The organism is Thalassospira sp. UBA1131 (assembly GCF_002311515.1).
In the GTDB taxonomy this organism is placed as follows: Bacteria; Pseudomonadota; Alphaproteobacteria; order Rhodospirillales; family Thalassospiraceae; genus Thalassospira.
Window position 1 is genome coordinate 26,683 of the sequence record NZ_DCAO01000012.1, and the last position, 18,990, is coordinate 45,672.

At 55.8% G+C, this 18,990-nt stretch carries 15 protein-coding genes, 1 pseudogene and 1 riboswitch; of the genes and pseudogenes, 10 read left to right on the top strand and 6 right to left on the bottom strand.

Annotated elements, in window-relative coordinates; all coding sequences use genetic code 11:
- Nucleotides 1–41: 41 nt before the first annotated feature.
- Nucleotides 42–998, top strand: a complete 957-nt coding sequence (locus B3Z49_RS01660; protein ID WP_296987825.1) for an AEC family transporter — start codon at nt 42–44, stop codon at nt 996–998.
- Here the strand turns inward: B3Z49_RS01660 and B3Z49_RS01665 are convergent, their stop codons facing one another.
- On the bottom strand, nt 999–2,099 hold the full coding sequence (locus tag B3Z49_RS01665) for a YHYH protein (RefSeq protein WP_296987827.1): 1,101 nt from the start codon (nt 2,097–2,099) through the stop codon (nt 999–1,001).
- Between the two features lie 90 nt (nt 2,100–2,189).
- Nucleotides 2,190–4,064, bottom strand: coding sequence for an ABCB family ABC transporter ATP-binding protein/permease (locus B3Z49_RS01670; RefSeq protein WP_296987880.1), 1,875 nt, complete (start codon nt 4,062–4,064; stop codon nt 2,190–2,192).
- 251 nt (nt 4,065–4,315) lie between these two features.
- Here B3Z49_RS01670 and B3Z49_RS01675 point away from each other — a divergent pair, with 251 nt between their 5' ends.
- The 7 genes from B3Z49_RS01675 (at nt 4,316) to B3Z49_RS01705 (ending at nt 12,006) form a co-directional block, all read left to right on the top strand.
- A complete protein-coding gene (locus tag B3Z49_RS01675; RefSeq protein ID WP_296987829.1) occupies nt 4,316–5,602 on the top strand; it encodes a glutamate-5-semialdehyde dehydrogenase in 1,287 nt (428 codons plus the stop codon).
- Complete coding sequence (locus B3Z49_RS01680; RefSeq protein ID WP_040823073.1) at nt 5,599–6,207, top strand: nicotinate-nucleotide adenylyltransferase; 609 nt, start codon at nt 5,599–5,601, stop codon at nt 6,205–6,207. Before B3Z49_RS01675 ends, B3Z49_RS01680 begins: the two co-directional genes overlap by 4 nt.
- Before the next feature lie 55 nt (nt 6,208–6,262).
- Complete coding sequence (gene rsfS, locus B3Z49_RS01685; RefSeq protein ID WP_051007601.1) at nt 6,263–6,652, top strand: ribosome silencing factor; 390 nt, start codon at nt 6,263–6,265, stop codon at nt 6,650–6,652.
- Between the two features lie 80 nt (nt 6,653–6,732).
- Nucleotides 6,733–7,191, top strand: coding sequence for a 23S rRNA (pseudouridine(1915)-N(3))-methyltransferase RlmH (rlmH, locus tag B3Z49_RS01690; protein ID WP_296987833.1), 459 nt, complete (start codon nt 6,733–6,735; stop codon nt 7,189–7,191).
- Between the two features lie 214 nt (nt 7,192–7,405).
- Nucleotides 7,406–9,169 carry a methyl-accepting chemotaxis protein gene (locus B3Z49_RS01695; RefSeq protein ID WP_296987835.1) on the top strand — a complete coding sequence of 588 codons (1,764 nt, stop codon included), beginning with the start codon at nt 7,406–7,408 and terminating at the stop codon, nt 9,167–9,169.
- Between the two features lie 204 nt (nt 9,170–9,373).
- Nucleotides 9,374–11,179, top strand: coding sequence for a methyl-accepting chemotaxis protein (locus B3Z49_RS01700; protein ID WP_296987837.1), 1,806 nt, complete (start codon nt 9,374–9,376; stop codon nt 11,177–11,179).
- A gap of 53 nt (nt 11,180–11,232) precedes the next feature.
- The gene (locus B3Z49_RS01705) at nt 11,233–12,006 is read left to right on the top strand and encodes a DeoR/GlpR family DNA-binding transcription regulator (protein ID WP_064781160.1); all 774 of its coding nucleotides are present in this window, start codon (nt 11,233–11,235) and stop codon (nt 12,004–12,006) included.
- 23 nt (nt 12,007–12,029) lie between these two features.
- Here the strand turns inward: B3Z49_RS01705 and B3Z49_RS01710 are convergent, their stop codons facing one another.
- Both B3Z49_RS01710 and B3Z49_RS01715 read right to left on the bottom strand, forming a co-directional pair.
- A complete protein-coding gene (locus B3Z49_RS01710) occupies nt 12,030–13,364 on the bottom strand; it encodes an aspartate aminotransferase family protein (protein ID WP_296987842.1) in 1,335 nt (444 codons plus the stop codon).
- Nucleotides 13,361–14,362, bottom strand: a complete 1,002-nt coding sequence (locus B3Z49_RS01715; protein WP_296987844.1) for a phosphotransferase enzyme family protein — start codon at nt 14,360–14,362, stop codon at nt 13,361–13,363. The genes B3Z49_RS01710 and B3Z49_RS01715 overlap by 4 nt, the downstream gene beginning before the upstream one ends.
- Nucleotides 14,363–14,613: 251 nt before the next feature.
- On the opposite strand from B3Z49_RS01715, the gene fabG reads away from it, so the two are divergent.
- Nucleotides 14,614–15,393 (top strand): 3-oxoacyl-ACP reductase FabG, encoded by a 780-nt coding sequence (fabG, locus tag B3Z49_RS01720; RefSeq protein ID WP_296987845.1) that lies wholly within the window; start codon nt 14,614–14,616, stop codon nt 15,391–15,393.
- 84 nt (nt 15,394–15,477) lie between these two features.
- On the opposite strand, the gene B3Z49_RS01725 is transcribed toward fabG, so the two are convergent.
- Together B3Z49_RS01725 and B3Z49_RS01730 are read right to left on the bottom strand one after the other, a co-directional pair.
- Nucleotides 15,478–16,011 carry a dihydrofolate reductase family protein gene (locus B3Z49_RS01725; RefSeq protein WP_120225715.1) on the bottom strand — a complete coding sequence of 178 codons (534 nt, stop codon included), beginning with the start codon at nt 16,009–16,011 and terminating at the stop codon, nt 15,478–15,480.
- Between the two features lie 162 nt (nt 16,012–16,173).
- A complete protein-coding gene (locus B3Z49_RS01730) occupies nt 16,174–17,613 on the bottom strand; it encodes an L-serine ammonia-lyase (RefSeq protein WP_296987848.1) in 1,440 nt (479 codons plus the stop codon).
- 192 nt (nt 17,614–17,805) lie between these two features.
- Nucleotides 17,806–17,911: riboswitch (glycine riboswitch) on the bottom strand.
- Between the two features lie 273 nt (nt 17,912–18,184).
- Between B3Z49_RS01730 and B3Z49_RS01735 the strand changes: the two are divergent.
- Nucleotides 18,185–18,990 (top strand): annotated as a pseudogene (locus B3Z49_RS01735) (2,3-bisphosphoglycerate-independent phosphoglycerate mutase); the annotation flags it as partial.

Consider the following 18,990-nt stretch of genomic DNA (forward strand, 5'->3'; position numbering starts at 1 on the left):
AGCTGATGAAGGCCTTACCACAATGAAAGCCTCTGGCCCAGATGCTTGATATTCTTGCAATTACATCGCCGATATTCCTGATCATCGCCATTGGCTATATCGCTGTCTATCGCAACATCGTGCCGCAAACGGTCGCGCGTGGCATGGGGGCATTTGTGATTAACTTTGCCCTGCCGTGCCTTTTGCTCCGCACCGTAATCGCCCATGATATCAATAAGGTGTTCAACACCAACTATCTGGTGGCGTATGGCAGCGGGTCCTTGATCGTGTTTGCGCTGGGCTATTTCTTTGCCCGATTGATCGCCAAGAAAAGCCAACAGAATGCCGCCCTGCAAGGCATGGGGATGTCGGTGTCCAACAGCGGCTTTATCGGCTATCCGATTGTTCTGCAGCTGCTTGGCCCTACGGCTGGCATTGCGCTGGCGTTGTGCTTCATCATCGAAAATCTGGTCATCACGCCACTTGCGCTGATCCTCGGTGATAGTGCGCAGGCAGAAGGGGCGAACCGCTGGCAAATTCTGCGCAAGACCCTTGCCCGGCTTGCACGCAATCCGATCATTATCGCCATTGTGATCGGGATGAGCATTTCGATCTCCGGGATCACATTACCCGGTCCGATCTTTTCGGTGATTGATATGCTGGCCTCGGCGTCGGGCCCGGTGGCGCTGTTTGTCATCGGTGGCGGACTTGTTGGGCTCAAACTGCGCGGTTTGCGGTTTGACATGGCGCGCATCGTGTTTGGCAAACTTGTACTGCACCCGTTGATCATTTTCCTTTTGCTGGGCCTTGTCCCCGATCTTGATCCGGTGATGAAGATCGCTGCGGTCGGCTTTGCCTGTGCCCCGATGATGAGCGTCTACCCGATCTATGGTCAGCGGTACGGGCACGAAGCAATGGGCGCGGCATCCCTGATGGCAGCCACATCGCTGTCCTTTATCACCATCAGCACGGCACTTTGGTTGCTAGATAGCACCGCGGTATTCGGGCCATTGCCCTGATTATCGCGGCGGCTGTCCGAATTTTGGTCGCTGCCCCGGGAAACCGCCACCCGGCGGTGGGCGCCGCCCCTGATCGGGTCCGGCACCGGGGCCATTGCCTGAGCCACCTGGACCACCTGGTCCCATTCCGCCTGGCCCCATCCCGCCCGGGCCTTTCGCAAAACTGCGATCCGGCATTCCTGCCAGCATCCGCGGAATGAACGGGAAGTTTTCTGTTACGAAATAGGCATAGGTACCTTGCGGATATTCCGACGTGATCGTTTCACGGCCATTGGCCTCGTCCAAATCACCCAATCCGGGAACAAATTCGAAATCCTCGCCATAGGTGCCATCATACTTGCCACCGGGACCGTTCGGGCGCGTCCCTGCCTTCACCCGCCACGAACTGCGCACTGCGACCACAGGTGAAGACTGATCATTCGGATCGGAGTAGCCAAACATTGCATAGATCGGAAAACCATCGGCGGCAAAGCCAATGCGGATGGAATGCTGATCGGGCGACCAGGTCTTGATCAATCCCTTTGGCAGGCCATGATAATGATAAGTCCCGTCTGGCTGAACATGGGCGTTATTCTGATCAAGACCAAGATCGACTGTTGGGGAAATCGCCTCATAGCGCCAACCGGATTGACGGTCACGTTGCCAGTATTCGGCAGTGAAGGGATCAAACGGTACTCCGTTGACAGCCACACCGAATGACATGTGATCAATTGATGAAAACCGGCCTGCACGCGTTGGATTAAGCGGCAAACGAAATTCAAACGATTGTGCTTTGATGGAATTGGGGTTCTTGCGATTTGGGAAGCTTCCGGTGGCATGATCGGGGATCGCGTTGCAGCGGATATAGCGATACCGCCCGTCTTCACGCATGCTGACTTCGTTTGACAGCGCCCAAGCCTGTTTGACCGGGTTAAGGATCATCCCCGCAAGCGGCAACATCCCAATGCCCACCAGCATGTTACGCCGCATGCGGTCAACTTCTTCGCGCGTATCGCCAGCATAACTGCCCTCATCCATCGGTTCGTGATGATGGCTATGGTGGTGATTTTGTGATGGCGAACCTTCAAGTGCGTGCAGATCGCTTCGTGTCAATTTCGGCACTGGACTTCCCCCCAAACCAGTTGCGACGTCATCCCCAATATTTGGCGATAACGTCGCAAGGTTCCAGCCTGAAAGTGCCCGACGGCGCGATTACCCCGGAATTTCTCCCGCGTGGGCCAGGATTTCCTCGGCCTGGCGGATTTCCTGTTGCTGGGCCCACATCTCGGCATAAAGGCCATCACGATCCAGCAATTCCTGATGGCGGCCACGTTCGGCCACCTGCCCATCGCGCAGCACGATGATTTCATCGGCGTCAATCACCGTGGACAGTCGGTGCGCAATAATCAGGGTGGTATGCCCACGCGACACTTCACGAAGCGCCTGCTGGATATCCTTTTCTGTGCGGGTATCAAGCGCGGACGTGGCTTCGTCAAAGATCATGATTTTTGGACGTTTGAGCAACATGCGCGCAATTGATACGCGTTGCTTTTCACCGCCCGAAAGTTTCAGGCCACGTTCACCAACCATGGTTTTGAAGCCTTCGGGAAGGCCTGCGATAAATCCGTCGATGCTGGCAAGCTTCGCAACATTTTCGATCTCGCCCTGTTCCGAACCGGGACGGCCATAGGAAATGTTATAGGCAATGGTATCGTTAAACAGGACGGTATCCTGGGGCACGATGCCAATTTCGCGACGAAGCGAGTTCTGTGTGACGTCGCGGATATCCTGGCCATCAATCGTGATCTTGCCACCCGACACATCATAAAACCGGAACATCAACCGCGTCAGGGTCGATTTGCCCGCCCCGCTTGGCCCGACCACGGCAACGGTTTTGCCAGCTGGCACTTCAAAGCTGACCCCCTTAAGGATCTTGCGATCCGGGTTGTAGGAGAAATGCACATCTTCGAACCGGACGGTTGCCGCATCACAGGCAAGGCTTTTGGCACCCGCCTTGTCTTCGACTTCCTTTTCGACATCCAGAAGCGAGAACATACGTTCCATATCGGTCAGCGACTGCTTGATCTGGCGATAGACGAAACCAAGGAAGTTGAGCGGCATGTAAAGCTGCAGCAAATAGGTGTTCACCAGAACGAAGTCGCCCACCGTCATGTTGCCGTCCTTAACCCCTTGCGCGGCAAGCAGCATGTTCAGAACAAGGCCAACCGCAATGATCGCACCCTGCCCGACATTGAGCTTGGAAAGCGAGACTTGCGACTGCACCGCGGCAACTTCATAGCCCCGCAGCGCCTTGTCATAACGTGTCGATTCATGGGCTTCGTTGTTGAAATATTTGACGGTTTCGTAGTTGATCAGACTGTCGATGGCCTTGGTATTGGCCTCGTCATCGCGCTTGTTCATTTCGCGCCGGAACTTCATGCGCCATTCGGTCACCACCAGCGTGAAGACGATATAGATAACGATGGTGGTAAAGGTGATCAGCGCAAACCAGACATCATAAAGCGCCCACAGGATGATCGAGACCATGAAGATCTCAAGCAAGGTCGGCAGGATGTTGAACAGCATGAAGGACAGAAGAAATTCAATGCCCTTCACCCCGCGTTCAATCGCACGCGAAAGCCCGCCCATCTGACGGTCCAGATGGAACCGAAGGGATAATCCATGCAAATGTTCAAAAACGCTCAGCGCCGATCTGCGAATGGCGCGCTGGGCCACCTTGGCAAAGACCGCATCGCGCATCTCGCCAAAGGCCGACACCAGAATCCGCACAAGGCCATAACCGATAATCAGTGCCACCGGCACGACAATCAGGGCGGTGGTATCTGTTGATCCCGACTGGGCGGCGTTTGCCGCCACATCACCAGCCTTGTCACCACCGCCAAGCGCATCGACCGCGTATTTGTACAGCACCGGGATATAAACGTTTGCCACCTTGGCGCCGACCAGAAACAGCAGAGCCAGAACAACACGCACCTTGAGCTCAAACTCGCCACGCGGCCACAAATAGGGCAGGAACGTCTTCACAACGCCGAACTCTGCACGCGCAGTCGGTTGATCGGAACCCATATTTTTCAAAACCTTATCCCCAATCAGCAACCGGGCAGCATTGCGGTATGTGCACGGCATGTCATCTCTTTGCGTCATCAACAGATGAACCGCTACGCACTATTTGGCAAGCATTCAGCGCGCTTTGTCCACTTAAGGACATTGCAGATAGCCGGTTTGATGTCTATTTTGCCAATTTGTTGATAAAATCTCAGAACAATTGGCCAAGTGCGTTTTGCATTGGCCAGAATGACAGGAACGGAACCAGGACCATGACGGCGCTTGCCAGTATCGAAAGCCAGGATATCGCAGCACTGATGCGCGATATGGGAATCAAGGCCCGCAAGGCGGCACTCGAACTCGCACAGGTCCCGGCCGAGCCAAAGGAGGCCGCCCTTAAGGCCGCAGCCGCCAAACTGCGTGAAAACGCAGATACTATCCTTGCCGCCAACGCAAAGGACATGGAAGCCGGTCGCGCCAAGGGCCTTACGGCGGCCTTGCTGGACCGTTTGGCACTGGATGCGGACCGTATCGAAGGCATTGCCAAGGGTATTGAGGCCGTTGCCGAGCTGCCCGATCCCGTCGGTCGTGAGCTGGCGCGCTGGAGCCCGGAACATAACGGCCTTGATATCGCACGCGTGTCCGTCCCGCTTGGCGTGATTGGTATCATCTATGAGAGCCGCCCGAATGTGACGGCCGATGCCGGTGCGATGTGCATCAAATCGGGTAATGCCGCCATCCTGCGTGGTGGGTCGGAAAGCTTCCACTCATCACGTGCGATCTTTGACTGCATGGTGGCTGGCATCCGTGAGGCGGGTCTGCCGGAAAACGCCCTTCAGATGATCCCGGTGACGGATCGTGCCGCGGTTGGCGAAATGCTGAAACTGTCGGACTACATCGATGTCATCGTCCCGCGCGGGGGTAAGTCGCTGATTTCGCGCATCACGGATGAAAGCCGCATTCCGCTGTTCAAGCACCTGGAAGGGCTTTGCCACACTTATGTCCATGCCAGTGCCGATCCGCAAAAGGCGGTCGACATTGTTGTGAATGCAAAGATGCGCCGTGTCGGGATTTGCGGTGCGACGGAAACCATCCTGATCGATAGTTCGGTCGCAGGCCGTCTGTTGCCCCGCATTTCCGAGGCACTGGTTGCCAAGGGCTGCGAACTTCGCGGTGATGAAACCGCACAGGCGATTGATGGTCGCATCAAACCGGCCACGGCCGACGATTGGGTCACCGAATATCTTGATGCGATTGTATCAATCAAGGTTGTGTCGGGCGTGCAAGAGGCGGTTGATCACATCAACACGTTCGGATCGCACCATACCGATGCGATTGTTGCCGAAAACGCCACCGCAACGGCCACGTTCCTGAACGGGGTGGATTCCGGGATCGTCATCGTAAACGCATCAACCCAGTTCGCAGATGGTGGCGAATTTGGCATGGGGGCCGAGATCGGCATTTCGACCGGCAAGCTGCATGCACGTGGCCCGGTCGGAGTCGAACAGCTGACCAGCTATAAATACATTGTTCGTGGTAACGGTCAGACCCGTCCATGACGTCATCTGCCCCCAGATCACATGCGGCCCCACCACGGGTCGGCCTGTTGGGCGGGTCGTTCAATCCCGCCCATGAAGGTCACCTTCATATATCGCTCGAAGCGTTGAAACGCCTGCAGCTTGATGCGGTCTGGTGGCTGGTGTCGCCGCAAAACCCGCTTAAGTCATCGACCGGCATGGCGGACCTTGCCGACCGGTTTGATTCGGCACTGATGATGGCAAAGCATCCCCGCATTGTTGTTTCTGCAATTGAAACCGAGCTTGGAACCCGCTATACGGCCGACACTCTTGCAGCCTTGCAACGCCGTTTTACCCGAACAAAGTTCGTTTGGCTGATGGGAGCAGACAACCTGGCCCAGTTCCATAAATGGAAATGGTGGGAAAGGTTGATTTTACGTGCTCCCATTGCGGTTCTCGACCGTGAAGGGTATTCTAACAAGGCATTGTCCGGGACCGCCGCGCGCCGTATGGAACGCTGGCGCATTCCCATGGACAGGGCGGGTTTGCTGGCCGATCTGGATGTTCCGGCCTGGGTATACCTGCCAATCAAGCGCCATCCGGCCTCTTCGACCGCAATTCGCGCCGAAGGCAGATGGCAGGTGTAAGCATCGCAGCGATGTATTTGGCCGGTGAAGTCCGGCCTTCGCGCGAAACATTAAGGTGGCGACCATAGGTACCGCAAAACAGACTCTGACCTCCGGCGAAATGCTTTCGCTGATCCAGAGAACGCTCGAAGATGACAAGGCCGAAGACCTTGTTACCATTGATCTGACCGATAAAACCTCCCTTGCCGATCACATGATCATCGCAACCGGCTCGTCATCGCGCCGGGTCGCATCCATGGCTGAACACCTTGTCGAAGCCATCAAGGATGCCGGTCAGGGCCGTGCATTGGCCGAAGGCAAGGAACAGGGTGACTGGGTTCTGGTCGATACGGGCGATGTCATCGTTCATCTTTTCCGTCCGGAAGTTCGTGCCTTTTACAACATCGAAGAGATGTGGGGCGTTGAAAACCCGGCTCTGAAACAGCAGGCAGCGCGGCTGTACTAACAGCCCGCGCTGTTTGGCGCCTGTCCAAGGCGGGTAACGGTGCCAAACAGATATCTTGCGTAACGGTCTGGATCGACGACATGCAAATCACCCTTGCTGCGGTGGGACGGATGAAAGCCGGCCCCGAGAAAGATCTTTTTGACCATTACGCCGCCCGACTGCGCTGGCCCTTTGTGCTGCGCGAGGTCGAAGAAAAAAAGAAACTCCCGCCCAATCAGCTTAAAGACCGCGAAGCAGAACTTCTGCTTGGCGTCATTCCGGAAAATGCCTTCCTGATCGCGCTGGATGAGCGCGGCAAGGAATATGGATCGATCGAGTTTTCGCAAAAGCTTGAAGGCTGGATGGATCAATATGCCGGCAATATCGCCTTTGCCATTGGCGGGGCGGACGGGCATGGCGCAGCCCTGAAATCACGGGCCAATACGCTTTGGTCGCTGGGCAAGGCCACATGGCCGCATATGCTGGTCCGCGCCCTGATTACCGAACAGCTGTTTCGCGCCCACGCCATTCAGACCAACCATCCCTATCACCGCGAGTAATACCGCATCGCGGCATAAAGATAGGGACATACCCTACCTGCAGTGCAAGGCACCCTATACCGTTGCTCAACTTAAGCCCGAGAAAATAAAGATATTTTCTCGTTTTAGCCCATGCTGCCTTGCAACATACAAACAGCGCCGCTAACATTCCCCACAAGAAAAAAATATTCCCAAAATCAAAGAATGACTCTTGGGCAATGGTAAGGCGTTGAATATGGAACAAACCGTTTTGGCTACGCAGGACGACGAAACTGCGCGCAAGGTCGCCCAAACCAATGCTGGCATCGAAGACCTGATGCGCGGGATCTCCACCGCACTGGATTACATTCAGCATCTTCTGGAATTTGCCAATACGGCGGGCGAAACCCAGGACAGCCTGATGCGCGAAATTGACGTGCGATCAAACAATCTGCGTGCCGGTCTGGATGACACCGGGCGTGAGATCGAAAACAGCACCTCTGTCGCCCATGATGTTCAGGAAGCCACCCGCGCCACGGTGGCGGCAAAGACCGACGCCATCCGAACCGACCTTGAACGCATCAGTGCGGAGCTTGAAACCAAGGCCGAAGGTGCCAACAAGGTCCTGAGCGCGATTGAGGACATCGGCAAGGGCATCAAGCTTTTGGCGCTTAATGCCGCGATTGAGGCCGCGCGTGCCGGTGATCATGGCCGTGGATTTGCCGTTGTTGCCAAGGAAGTCGGCAATCTTGCGCAAAGCACCATGCAACGCACCCACGAGGCGGTTGACCTGATCGATCTTTCAGATGTCACTAAGGCGCTGCGCGAAAGCATGGCCAGTATCGGCAATGACCTTGATAGCCTTGGCAATGAAATCGAAGGATCGCTGACCACCCTTCAGGAACGCTTTGCCAACATGTCAGAACGGCTATCTGATATTTCCGAGCACAATCAGGTGGTGTTTGAATTGCTGGCGGGCAGCAAGGATGCCTCTGCCCGCACACGCGGCAAGGTCACCTGGGCGCAGAATGACACCAAGGCACTGAGCACAAGCCTTTCGGATGCGGCACTGGCGCAAGATAACCTTGCACAGTTTTTAAATTCCCATCACCTGCATGATGATCCGACATATGACCGACTGGCCGATATCAAGGCGCGCGGCAAAATCCGCATTGCCATTGAACCAGCCTTTGTCGGGCTGTCATTCCGCCTGAAACCAAATGATCCGCTGCGTGGCCTTGACGCCGATTACGCAAGGGCACTTGCCAAGTGGCTGGGCGTTGAATGTGAATTTGTTGAACATCCCTGGGATCTTCTGACAGAGCTTCTTTTTGTTGGCGCAAAGCCCGGCGCACCGACCGCCGATGTGGTCTGGAGTGCCCTGCCCCCCAGCGACTTTTACAAGGGTGTCGCTTATTCAGATACCTACACGTACCTCAATTTCGCGCTTTGTCGGCGGGCCGGAAATACCGCGATCAATCGCCTTTCGGATCTTGATGGCAAGGTGTTGGGTATCATCAATGATCCGGTGGCGTTTCAGGTTCTTGAAGAACAGGGGCTACGCTGGGCAGATAATGAAAGCAAGCCGGGCGGCATCGCCAAGCTTTCCAACCTGATTGCCTATAGCGACCAGACACGCCTGCATGATGCCTTGGCCGACGGGGCTGTTGATGCCTTTGCGGTTGATCAGCCGATCTTCCACTGGGCGGCAAATAACCCGGAAAGCCCATGGCATGGCCGTATTGAAGTCCTGCCGGGTAACATCCTGCCGCTGCCTTATTACTATACTGCCGCGGTGACCGCCGAACCGGCATCCTGGAAGTTGCTGTGTGCGATCAACGAATTCATTGCCGAATTCCGTGCGACGTCTGCGCGCGCCGAGATCGAAAAACTGTGGCAGGGCCAGGCACTTGAACATCATCTGACCTACAAGGACGAGGCCGGAAACCTGATCGGCGTTGATGAACTGGCAACCCTGTATCACGCTCATTGCCGCAAGTTCGGTATTGCCGAGTACTAACCATTGCAACGCAACACAAAATTCTGGTGTGCCGGTGCACGGCGCCCTACGAGATTTGAAAAGCATTGCAACTTCAAGGCATCACAATACCTGTTATCAACTTTCATAGTATGCTGCCTTGCAACATTTTCCACCCGACGATAGAGTTTCCTTATAAGAAATAAAAATTCACAAAATTCAGTGGCAGTGGTGAGGCTTTGAAAAATGGAAGAAACCATCTTGGCGCCGCGTGCGGACCTCGTCGATCAGGATGAACCGCAACAATCATCAAACACAAAGCCCATGCAGGCGGATGCACCACCACAAGCCGACCAACTTGACGGGCTGATGCGCGGTATTTCCACGGCCCTTGATTACATTGAAAACCTTTTGAAATTCGCCAATACGGCGGGCGAAACCCAAGACAGCCTGATGCGCGAGATCGATGTGCGATCCAACAATCTGCGCACCGGTCTTGAACAAACACGCCGCGAAATCGAAGAAAGCACCCATACCGCCAACGATGTGCAGGAAAGTACGCGCGCAACGGTCTCCTCGAAAACCGATGCCATTCGTGGCGATCTTGAAAAGATCAGTCAGGACCTGGAAACCAAGGCCGAAGGTGCGGCAAAGGTTCTGAGTGCGATTGAAGATATCGGCAAGGGGATCAAGTTGCTCGCCCTTAACGCCACGATCGAGGCCGCCCGCGCCGGCGAACATGGACGCGGCTTTGCTGTGGTGGCGAAGGAGGTTGGCAATCTGGCGCAAAGCACCATGCAACGCACCAATGAGGCCGTCGATCTGATCGATCTATCCGATGTCACCAAATCCTTGCGCGAAAGCATGAGCAATATCGGCAATGACCTTGATAGCCTGGGTGGTGAAATCGAAGAGGCGCTCGGCGGGCTGAAGGATCGCTTTGCCCAGATGTCGGGACGCCTTGAACATATCAGCGGCCACAATCAGGTCGTGTTTGAACTGCTCGATGCCAGCAAAGACTCATCGGCCCGCACACGCAGCAAAGTAAGCTGGGCATCCGGCGAAATCGCCAAACTTTCAAACTGCACCAACGATACAGCAAACGTATCAACCAAGCTTTCGCAGTTTCTGGCCGCCAGTTACATTCCCGAAGACCCGGCCTATGACCGCCTTGCCGATATCAAGGCGCGCGGCAAAATCCGCATCGCGATTGATCCGGCACTGGTCGGGGCCTCGTTCCGCCCGCAAAAAGGTGGCCCGCTGCATGGCATTGATATCGACTATGCCGAGGCCTTTGCCAAATCCATCGGCGTTGAGTGCGAGTTCATTGAACATCCGTGGGATCTTTTGACCGAACTTCTGTTTGTTGGCAAAAAGGCCGGACAACCGCCCGCCGATGTTGTCTGGTGCGCCTTGCCGCCCAGCGACTTTTATAAGGGTGTCGCGTTTTCAGATACCTACACCTATTTGAACTTTTCGCTGATCCGCCGGCCGGACAATACATCCATCAATACCATTGCCGATCTTGAGGGCAAGGTACTGGGCACGGTTAACGACCCCGCCGCCCTTGCCGTGCTTGAAGATGTCGGTCTTCGCTGGGCGGATAATGAAAGCAAACCGGGTGGCATTGCCAAGCTTTCGAACATGATCGCCTATGGCGATATTTCGCGCGTGCATGATGCGGTTGCCGACGGGGCAATTGATGCCTTTGCCGGGGACCATCCTGTGTTTTACTGGGCGTCGAAGAACCCGCAAAGCCCTTGGCATGGCCGTCTGGAGGTCCTGCCCAAGCCGATCCTGCCACACCCGTTCTTCTATGTCGCGGCGGTCGCAGCCGATCCAGCGTCCTACCCGCTGCTTTGCGCCATCAACGACTTCATTGCCGATTTCCGCAAGACGCCGAAACGGGCCGAGATTGAAAAGCTTTGGCAGGGTCAGCCGATTGAACATCACCTGACCTACAAGGACGAAGCCGGCAATCTGATCGGCGCAGACGAACTTGCCAGCAGCTACCACGCCCACTACCGTAAATACGGGCTGAATTCCGATTGATGGACTGCTTAAAACGGCTGGCGCGATGATGGTCCGGGCACTATCATCGCGTCATGGCAGCAAACAAGAAATCCCTTCGACAACAACGCATTCTTGGCGAACTGGACCTCGAACCGTCATTGCGGATCGCGGATCTGGCCGAACGTTTGAATGTCTCGAATGAAACCATTCGGCGTGACTTTGACGAACTGACGTCGCAAGGGCTGATCAACCGTACCTATGGCGGCGCAGTACGCCGTCAGGCCAGCGAGCCGGGCCTGAATGAACGCCATCAGCTTCACATTGCCGAACGCGAAAGCATCGCCAAACAATCCGTGCCGGTTCTGGCCGGGGCGCGCCATATCATGATCGGATCCGGGGCCACGACGGTTCATGTCGCCAAACGATTGGCGGTGACCATGACGGATCTCACCGTTATCACCCATTCGTTCGGTGTTGCCACGGTTCTCGCCATCAACCCGACAATCCGGGTGATCATGGCGCCCGGGCTTTATCACGCACAGGAAGGTGCGATGCATGGCGCGCAGACCGTGCGTTTTCTCGAAAACTATCGAGTGGAATGGGCAATACTGGGGGCCAGCGGCCTTGACGGTGACGGGGCAAGCGACGCCCTGATCGAGGCTGCTGATGTTTATTCCGTCATGATGGAACGCGCCACACGCAGCATGATCGTTGCCGATCACACCAAGTTCAATCAGGCCTTCCCGGCGCGCTATTGCGACTGGACGTCGGTCGATGTTCTGGTGACTGATGAAAGCCCGATGGGGGTTCTTGATGAAACCATCCGTGCCGGTGGCTGCATGATCAAGGCCGCGACGCGCAACTGATCCCTAAATCGCAGTCCGGGCGCTTAGCGACAGGCGCGAAGCGACTTCGCCAGCGCCTCGATAAAGAAATCAACCTCGGACGATTTCAGGCAAAGCGGCGGGCGGATTTTCAATGTCTGGCCGTATTTCCCGGCCGCCCCGATCAGAACCCGGTTCTCGCGCATGGCATTGATGATGTCACTGACCAGTTGCCCGCTGGGATTGGTCGGATCACCATCGGGTGACAGATCAACACCGATGAACAACCCAGCTCCGCGTACATCGCTGATACGACCATCAATATCCGCCAGATGCAGCAACCCTTCACGCAGTGATTTGCCGCAAAGGGCTGCATTCGCCTGAAGGTTTTCATCGCGGATGACATTCAAAACGGCCAGCCCCGTAGCCGAGGCCACCGGGCTTGCGGCAAAGGTGTTGAAATATCCGACATCGTCGCAAAATGCGCTGAGCAATTCCGGCCGCACCGCGATGCCCGCCATCGGAAAACCATTGCCCATCGGTTTACCCATGCTGACGATATCGGGTTCGACATCGTGTCGGGCAAAACCCCAGAAGGCATCACCGGTTCTGCCAAAACCCGGCTGCACTTCATCGGCAATAAACAGCCCGCCTGCCCGATGCACAATCGCAACCGCCAAACGCAGGAAACCGCGCGGGTTGGAAAACACACCGTCACTGGAAAAAATGCTGTCGGCGATCAGGGCCGCCACCCCATATCCGCGATCCTGCAAAACCAGTGCGGCCTTATTGACCTCATCGGCGAAGCCAGCGGCAATATCATCGCCGTAGCTAAGCTTGCTGGGGGCTGGAATGGCAATCACGTGATCAGGCAGTTGGCCACGTTTCAATGCCGATGGCGAAATGTCGGTCACCGCCGCCGTGTTGCCGTGATAGGCGGACTCAGTCACGATAAAACCACTGGCACCCGTCGCACGCTGCGCAATGCGCAACGCAAGGTCATTGGCCTCGCTGCCGCTGCAGGTCAGAACGATGTTTTCAAGGTAATTCGGAAATGTCGCCTTCAGACGATCGAGATATTCCTCGGTCGTCTGGTGCAGATATCGACTGTTGATATTAAGCTTCGCGGCCTGTTCGGCCATGGCGGCCACCACACGCGGATGGCAATGCCCGACCGAGGGCACATTGTTATAGAAATCCAGATAGCTGGTGCCATCCGCCGCCGTCATCCAGCAGCCTGATCCCGACACCATTTCAATTGGATCGCGGTAAAACAGAACCGATGCCGCGCCAAAGTTCCGGGTGCGGCGCGACAAAAGGTCATCGCCCCCCTTGGCCTGACCAAACGACCTTTTGCCATCATAGGCGTTCATATCAAGGATGGGGCGCACAGGCTTCATTTCGCATTCTCGGCTGTCAGATAGTCCTGCGCCATTTGCAGGGTCCCGGCGGTAAAGCCTGTGCCCATTTCCTGCGCGGTCGGTGTTTCCGGATGGCTGGCAATCCAGGCCGTCAGCAAAAGACGCCTAAGCATTACAAAGCTATCAAGCATCGCCGCGTCACTGGCCGAAAACGGCGCAACGGTCCGGTATCCTTCGACCCAGGCTTCCTTGAGCGCCGGGACAATCGGATCAAGCTCGATAAAGCTGATCGCAGCTGCAAAGTCATAGCCAAACCAGCCAAAACCGCAGTCATCGAAATCAATCACACCCAGCCGGTCGCCATCGACCAGAAGGTTCGCCAGACGCAAATCGGCGTGGATCAGACCATAGCGATCATTGCCCATCCCGAAAGCCGACAGTTTCCGATCAAGATGGCTGCACAGACGTTCAAGCAATTCCAAACCATCGGCATCAAGGCCCGGTGCATCCCGCCAATCCCCCCAATGCGGATTGGCGCCAAGGGTGGTATCAAACGTCCAGCTTTTGCGCACAAAATTAACCGATCGCGTCCATTGCCGCGCATGACCATGCAGGCGCGCACTGATCGCGCCCAGCTTGAAAAATCCATCCACCAGCGCCTCATCAGCAGAGGGTTCGGCGCCACGCATGAAATCAAACGCGACCACATGGCGACTGACCCCGCCCTGATCAAACTCGGCAACCAGTGATCCGTCGCTGCGCATGTGTGGCTTGGGTGTGTCTACGATGTCACTGGCCCGAAGGGCATTGATCCAGGCGAGTTCAGACTCGATTTCCGCACGCGTGTGATAGCCCGGCCGATGAACGCGCAGGATCAGTTTTGCACCGCTATTTGGATCGGTTGCCAAAAAGGTCGCATTTTCCGAAACGGTCAGAAGCGACACATCGGCATCCGGCCCCATGCCCCAACCGGGCAGGACTGATATGGCGCCCTCTTTCAGGACATCAATCATGTTGTCATCGTAAATGCCGCCCAATTGATGCCTCCTGTCGCTGTTTCGTGACCGCCTTGAAACAGGGGTGTTGCGCCCCGTTTCAGGACCATCTCAGTGTCATTTTGTGAATAATGCGGCACAAAATGTGTAACTTGCAACATTTTTTGTTGCATCACGGAATATTTCGACCAATCATCAAGAAAACATAACGCAGCGCACAATCAGGGAACCGGCAATCCGCAGCACACCGCAAAGCTGGCGCATTGCCCAATGACTTCACGAAAGGATCGACCATGCTGACTTCAATTTCCGGCAAGAGCGTCATCGTCACCGGTGGCTCAAAGGGCATTGGCAAGGGCATCGCCAAGGTATTTGCCAGCAAGGGCGCAAAGGTCATGATCGCCGCCCGCACCGAAAAGGATGCGGCCGCGACGGTGGATGAAATCAAGGCCGCCGGGGGCACCGCCGACATGTTCCTGTGTGATGTCTCGGATTTCGATCAGGTTTCCGCGCTTGCCAACTACACGGCCAAGACCTTTGGCGGGATTGATATCCTGTGTGCCAATGCCGGAATCTTTCCACAGGTCAAGATGGTCGATATGACGGCGGACGACTGGGATCAGGTGATGTCGACCAACCTTAAAAGCAGCTTCTTGTGCGTGAAGGCCTGCATTCCCTATTTCGAAAAAATCGGCAAGGGCCGCGTGGTGATCACGTCCTCGATCACCGGGCCGATCACCGGTTATCCGGGATGGTCGCACTATGGCGCGTCAAAGGCCGGCCAGCTTGGCTTTATCAAGACGGCCGCCATGGAATTGTCGCGCTATAACACGACAATCAATGCCGTCATGCCCGGCAACATCATGACAGAGGGCCTGGCCGATCTAGGCGCGGACTATCTGAGCTCGATGGCAAACTCGATCCCGCTGAAACGTCTGGGAAGTGTCGAGGATATCGCCAATGCTGCCCTGTTCTTTGCATCCGATGAAGCCGCCTATATCACCGGCCAGCAGATCGTGGTCGATGGCGGTCAGATCCTGCCAGAATCGCTTGAGGCACTTGAAGAGATCTAAGCCTTCATCCTGCGCCAAAAACGGCACAGGAACACAAAGCCCGCATCCGGTTCACCAGATGCGGGCTTTGGTTTTTTTTCGGGTTTAGGCCAAACCGTACTGGCTGCGCACGACACCGGAATTGTATCGCTCGGACGCCAGAAGACGGGGTTTGATGCCCCCGGCGTCACGCCCGAACAACGATATTCCAGAGCCCAGCACTTCCGGGATCGTAAAGATATCAAGCTGATCGGCAAAACCGCCAAACAGGAACTGTGTCACCACACTGCCCCCGCCGACGACCCAGATGTCACCATCCGCCGACCGCCGGTCGCGCAATTGATCGACCAGTTCGATGATACTCCCGCCATAGGCCTCGGTATTGGCAGGCCGATCTTTGGGCAGATCGCGGGAAGTCAAAACGATTGTGCGGCGGGCCTCATAGGGCCAGTCGCCAAATTCCATCACCTGATCAAAGGTGTTTCGCCCGATGATCAGCGTACCGACGGAGTCCAGAAAGTCGTCAAAGCCGAACTCGGCCGGGTCATATTCCCCCAACCAGTCCACCGCACCATTGGCACGCGCAATGAAGCCATCCAGACTGACCGCGATGTAAATGCGGAACAGTTTTTTGCTCATGTCTATGTCCAACCGATATTGGGGTCTTTGCCCCTATTTTTAGTCGGCAAATCATAGCAAAACACCAACCGCAAGTCGCAAGAAACAAAAGCAGAAAACCGCCTAATTTACATTGCGGATGTCAAAAATCCCGGTTTTCCGCCCTATTCGTAAGAGTTGGGATCAGCACTCGACCACGTTGACATTGACCGCAAGACCGCCCTGACTGGTTTCCTTGTACTTGCTTTGCATGTCGAGTCCCGTCTGGCGCATGGTCTCGATCACCTTATCAAGCGACACGGTATGCTGTCCGTCACCGCGCAGTGCCAGACGTGCCGCATTGATCGCCTTGACCGCGCCCATGGTGTTGCGTTCGATGCAGGGCACCTGCACCAGGCCGCCGATCGGATCGCAGGTCAGGCCAAGGTTATGTTCCATGCCAATCTCGGCAGCGTTTTCGACCTGTTCGGGCGTTCCGCCCAGCACGGCACACAACGCGCCAGCCGCCATTGAACAGGCAACACCGACCTCGCCCTGACAGCCAACTTCGGCCGCCGAGATCGAGGCACGCTTTTTATAGATCGACCCGATGGCCGCCGCGGTCAGAAGGAATTCACGAATTTTGTGCTGATTGGCGTTGGCACCAAACTTTTCGTAATAACGCAGAACGGCTGGAATAACGCCGGCAGCCCCGTTGGTTGGTGCGGTCACAACCCGACCGCCTGCGGCATTTTCTTCGTTGACGGCAAGGGCATAAAGATTGACCCAGTCAATCACCGTTAACGGATCACGCAGGCCTGCTTCGGGCTTTTCGGTCAGTTCCTTGTAAAGGTTCGATGCCCGACGTTTGACATTCAGGCCACCGGGCAAGATACCGTCAGTGCGGATGCCACGGTCAATGCAGCTCATCATCGCGTCATGAACGCGATCAACAAAGGCGATGGTTTCATCGGCGCTGCGCCAGCTTTGTTCGTTCTCCATCATGATTTCCGCGATGGAACGCCCTTCGCGCTTGCATATTTCCATCAGCTCATCGGCGGACGAAAACGGAAATGGCAAGGTGATGTTATCTCCGGAATATTCCGCACCGTGATCGTCACTGGATACGATAAAGCCACCCCCGACCGAGAAATATTCCTGGGTATGGATTTTCACGCCATCGTGGTCAAAGGCGGTAATCCGCATGCCATTGGGATGCTGCGGAAGGGTTTCGGTGAAATGAAACACCAGATTGGTATCGCGGTTAAACGCAACCGGATACTGCCCGTAAAGCTGCAACTGGCTGGTTTCATCAATCGCCTTCACAGTCGGCACGATATCATCAGGATCTATATTGCGCGGGCGCTTGCCATTCAGGCCCATGATCACCGCGGTATCGGTTGCGTGACCCTTCCCGGTCAGGGCAAGCGATCCATACAGATCAACCACGACACTGCCGGTCTTTTGCAAAAGGTTGCGCGCCTCAAGCTCCAGGCAGAAACGATATCCCGCACGCATCGGGCCAACCGTATGCGAACTCGAAGGACCGATACCGATCGTGTAAAGGTCGACAACCGACAGGTTGACGTCATGTTGGGATTTCTTTTGCGATCCCGAAGAGGGATCGGTCGCGGGATTTGTCATCAAGGGCCTCCTTCACGGCTCAATAACGCGCTTGTTTTTGCGCTGTTTACGAACCGGTGTTTTTGCCCCCTCTGTCCCTTGACCTGAGATTATCCGCCCTGCCCGATCAAGATCGGCTTGGGGCGTTCATCCTTCGGTGGAAACCTGACCAGCGCTTTCTCCCTGGCGCTTTTGGTTTCTCTCTCCAGAGCCTCTTCCGTGACGGTCCATCTGCCTGAGAGTTTTTATGAGGCATTGCTCCTTCGGCGCCGCACATCATGCAAATCGCATGATATCCGAACTCTCCCGTCACGGTGCGAGATAACATTTCTGCCACCTCAGAGGTTCACCGTCAGATTGAACACTATCTGCGTCTTTAGACACTGTCAAAAGAACTGGTTTGCATCTGCAAAATTTTCTGCGGCAGATGCTGTTAAGCAACGGTAATCGTGCTAAATTGCCCGGGTAATTGATGTACCTGTCGTGCGCGAAGACTGACCCACCCTGTCCGCATGGCGGGATTGATGGCGAAAGAGCCCGTAAGTCACCATATTTACGGGACATTCAGCCTTTTCCTTTATCTGTGGGGTTTATGAACGTGACTGTATCGAATTCCGTAAAGCGCCCGCGCCCTGTGGTGCTGTGCATTCTGGACGGCTGGGGTTATCGCGAAGAAAGCAAGGACAACGCTGTCGCCCTTGCCAATACGCCTGTCTGGGATGACCTTTACGCCAACAATCCGAGCGGGTTCCTCAAGGCCTGTGGTCTGGATGTTGGCCTGCCCGAAGGTCAGATGGGCAACTCGGAAGTCGGTCACATGAACCTGGGTGCTGGCCGTGTGGTCATGCAGGAACTGCCCAAAATTGACGAGGCCGTCAAAACCGGCACCATCGCCGATACCGACACCGTCAAAAAGATCATCGCCAAACTTTCCGATTCCAAGGGCGTTTGCCATATCGCGGGTCTTCTGTCCGACGGTGGGGTGCATTCCCATCAGGCCCACATGGCGGCCCTGGCCAAGATCATTGCGGGTGCCGGTGTGTCGGTAAAAATTCACGCCTATCTTGATGGCCGTGATACCGCACCGAAAAGTGCCGCCAAGTTCCTTGAGAAATTCCGCGCCCTGATCGGTGATGCCGATGTTGAAATCGCCACCGTCACCGGCCGCTATTACGCCATGGACCGCGACAACCGTTGGGAACGCGTAAGCCAGGCCTATTTCACCATGGTTCAGGGCAAGAATTACGCCGATGGCCGCAGCGCTGACAGTGCGGAGGCCGCCATTGCCAGCGCCTATGAAGCCGGTACGACCGATGAATTTGTTCTGCCGACCGTGATTGGCGATTATGACGGCATAAAGGATGGCGACGGCCTTCTGATGACCAATTTCCGGGCGGA

Excerpts from the sequence above, each read along its gene's own strand:
- B3Z49_RS01660 (WP_296987825.1), top strand. The coding sequence starts at position 42 with ATGCTTGATATTCTTGCAATTACATCGCCGATATTCCTGATCATCGCC.
- B3Z49_RS01670 (WP_296987880.1), bottom strand. The coding sequence starts at position 4,064 with ATGGGTTCCGATCAACCGACTGCGCGTGCAGAGTTCGGCGTTGTGAAG.
- B3Z49_RS01675 (WP_296987829.1), top strand. The coding sequence starts at position 4,316 with ATGACGGCGCTTGCCAGTATCGAAAGCCAGGATATCGCAGCACTGATG.
- B3Z49_RS01680 (WP_040823073.1), top strand. The coding sequence starts at position 5,599 with ATGACGTCATCTGCCCCCAGATCACATGCGGCCCCACCACGGGTCGGC.
- rlmH (WP_296987833.1), top strand. The coding sequence starts at position 6,733 with ATGCAAATCACCCTTGCTGCGGTGGGACGGATGAAAGCCGGCCCCGAG.
- B3Z49_RS01695 (WP_296987835.1), top strand. The coding sequence starts at position 7,406 with ATGGAACAAACCGTTTTGGCTACGCAGGACGACGAAACTGCGCGCAAG.
- B3Z49_RS01700 (WP_296987837.1), top strand. The coding sequence starts at position 9,374 with ATGGAAGAAACCATCTTGGCGCCGCGTGCGGACCTCGTCGATCAGGAT.
- B3Z49_RS01705 (WP_064781160.1), top strand. The coding sequence starts at position 11,233 with ATGGCAGCAAACAAGAAATCCCTTCGACAACAACGCATTCTTGGCGAA.
- B3Z49_RS01710 (WP_296987842.1), bottom strand. The coding sequence starts at position 13,364 with ATGAAGCCTGTGCGCCCCATCCTTGATATGAACGCCTATGATGGCAAA.
- fabG (WP_296987845.1), top strand. The coding sequence starts at position 14,614 with ATGCTGACTTCAATTTCCGGCAAGAGCGTCATCGTCACCGGTGGCTCA.
- B3Z49_RS01725 (WP_120225715.1), bottom strand. The coding sequence starts at position 16,011 with ATGAGCAAAAAACTGTTCCGCATTTACATCGCGGTCAGTCTGGATGGC.
- B3Z49_RS01730 (WP_296987848.1), bottom strand. The coding sequence starts at position 17,613 with ATGACAAATCCCGCGACCGATCCCTCTTCGGGATCGCAAAAGAAATCC.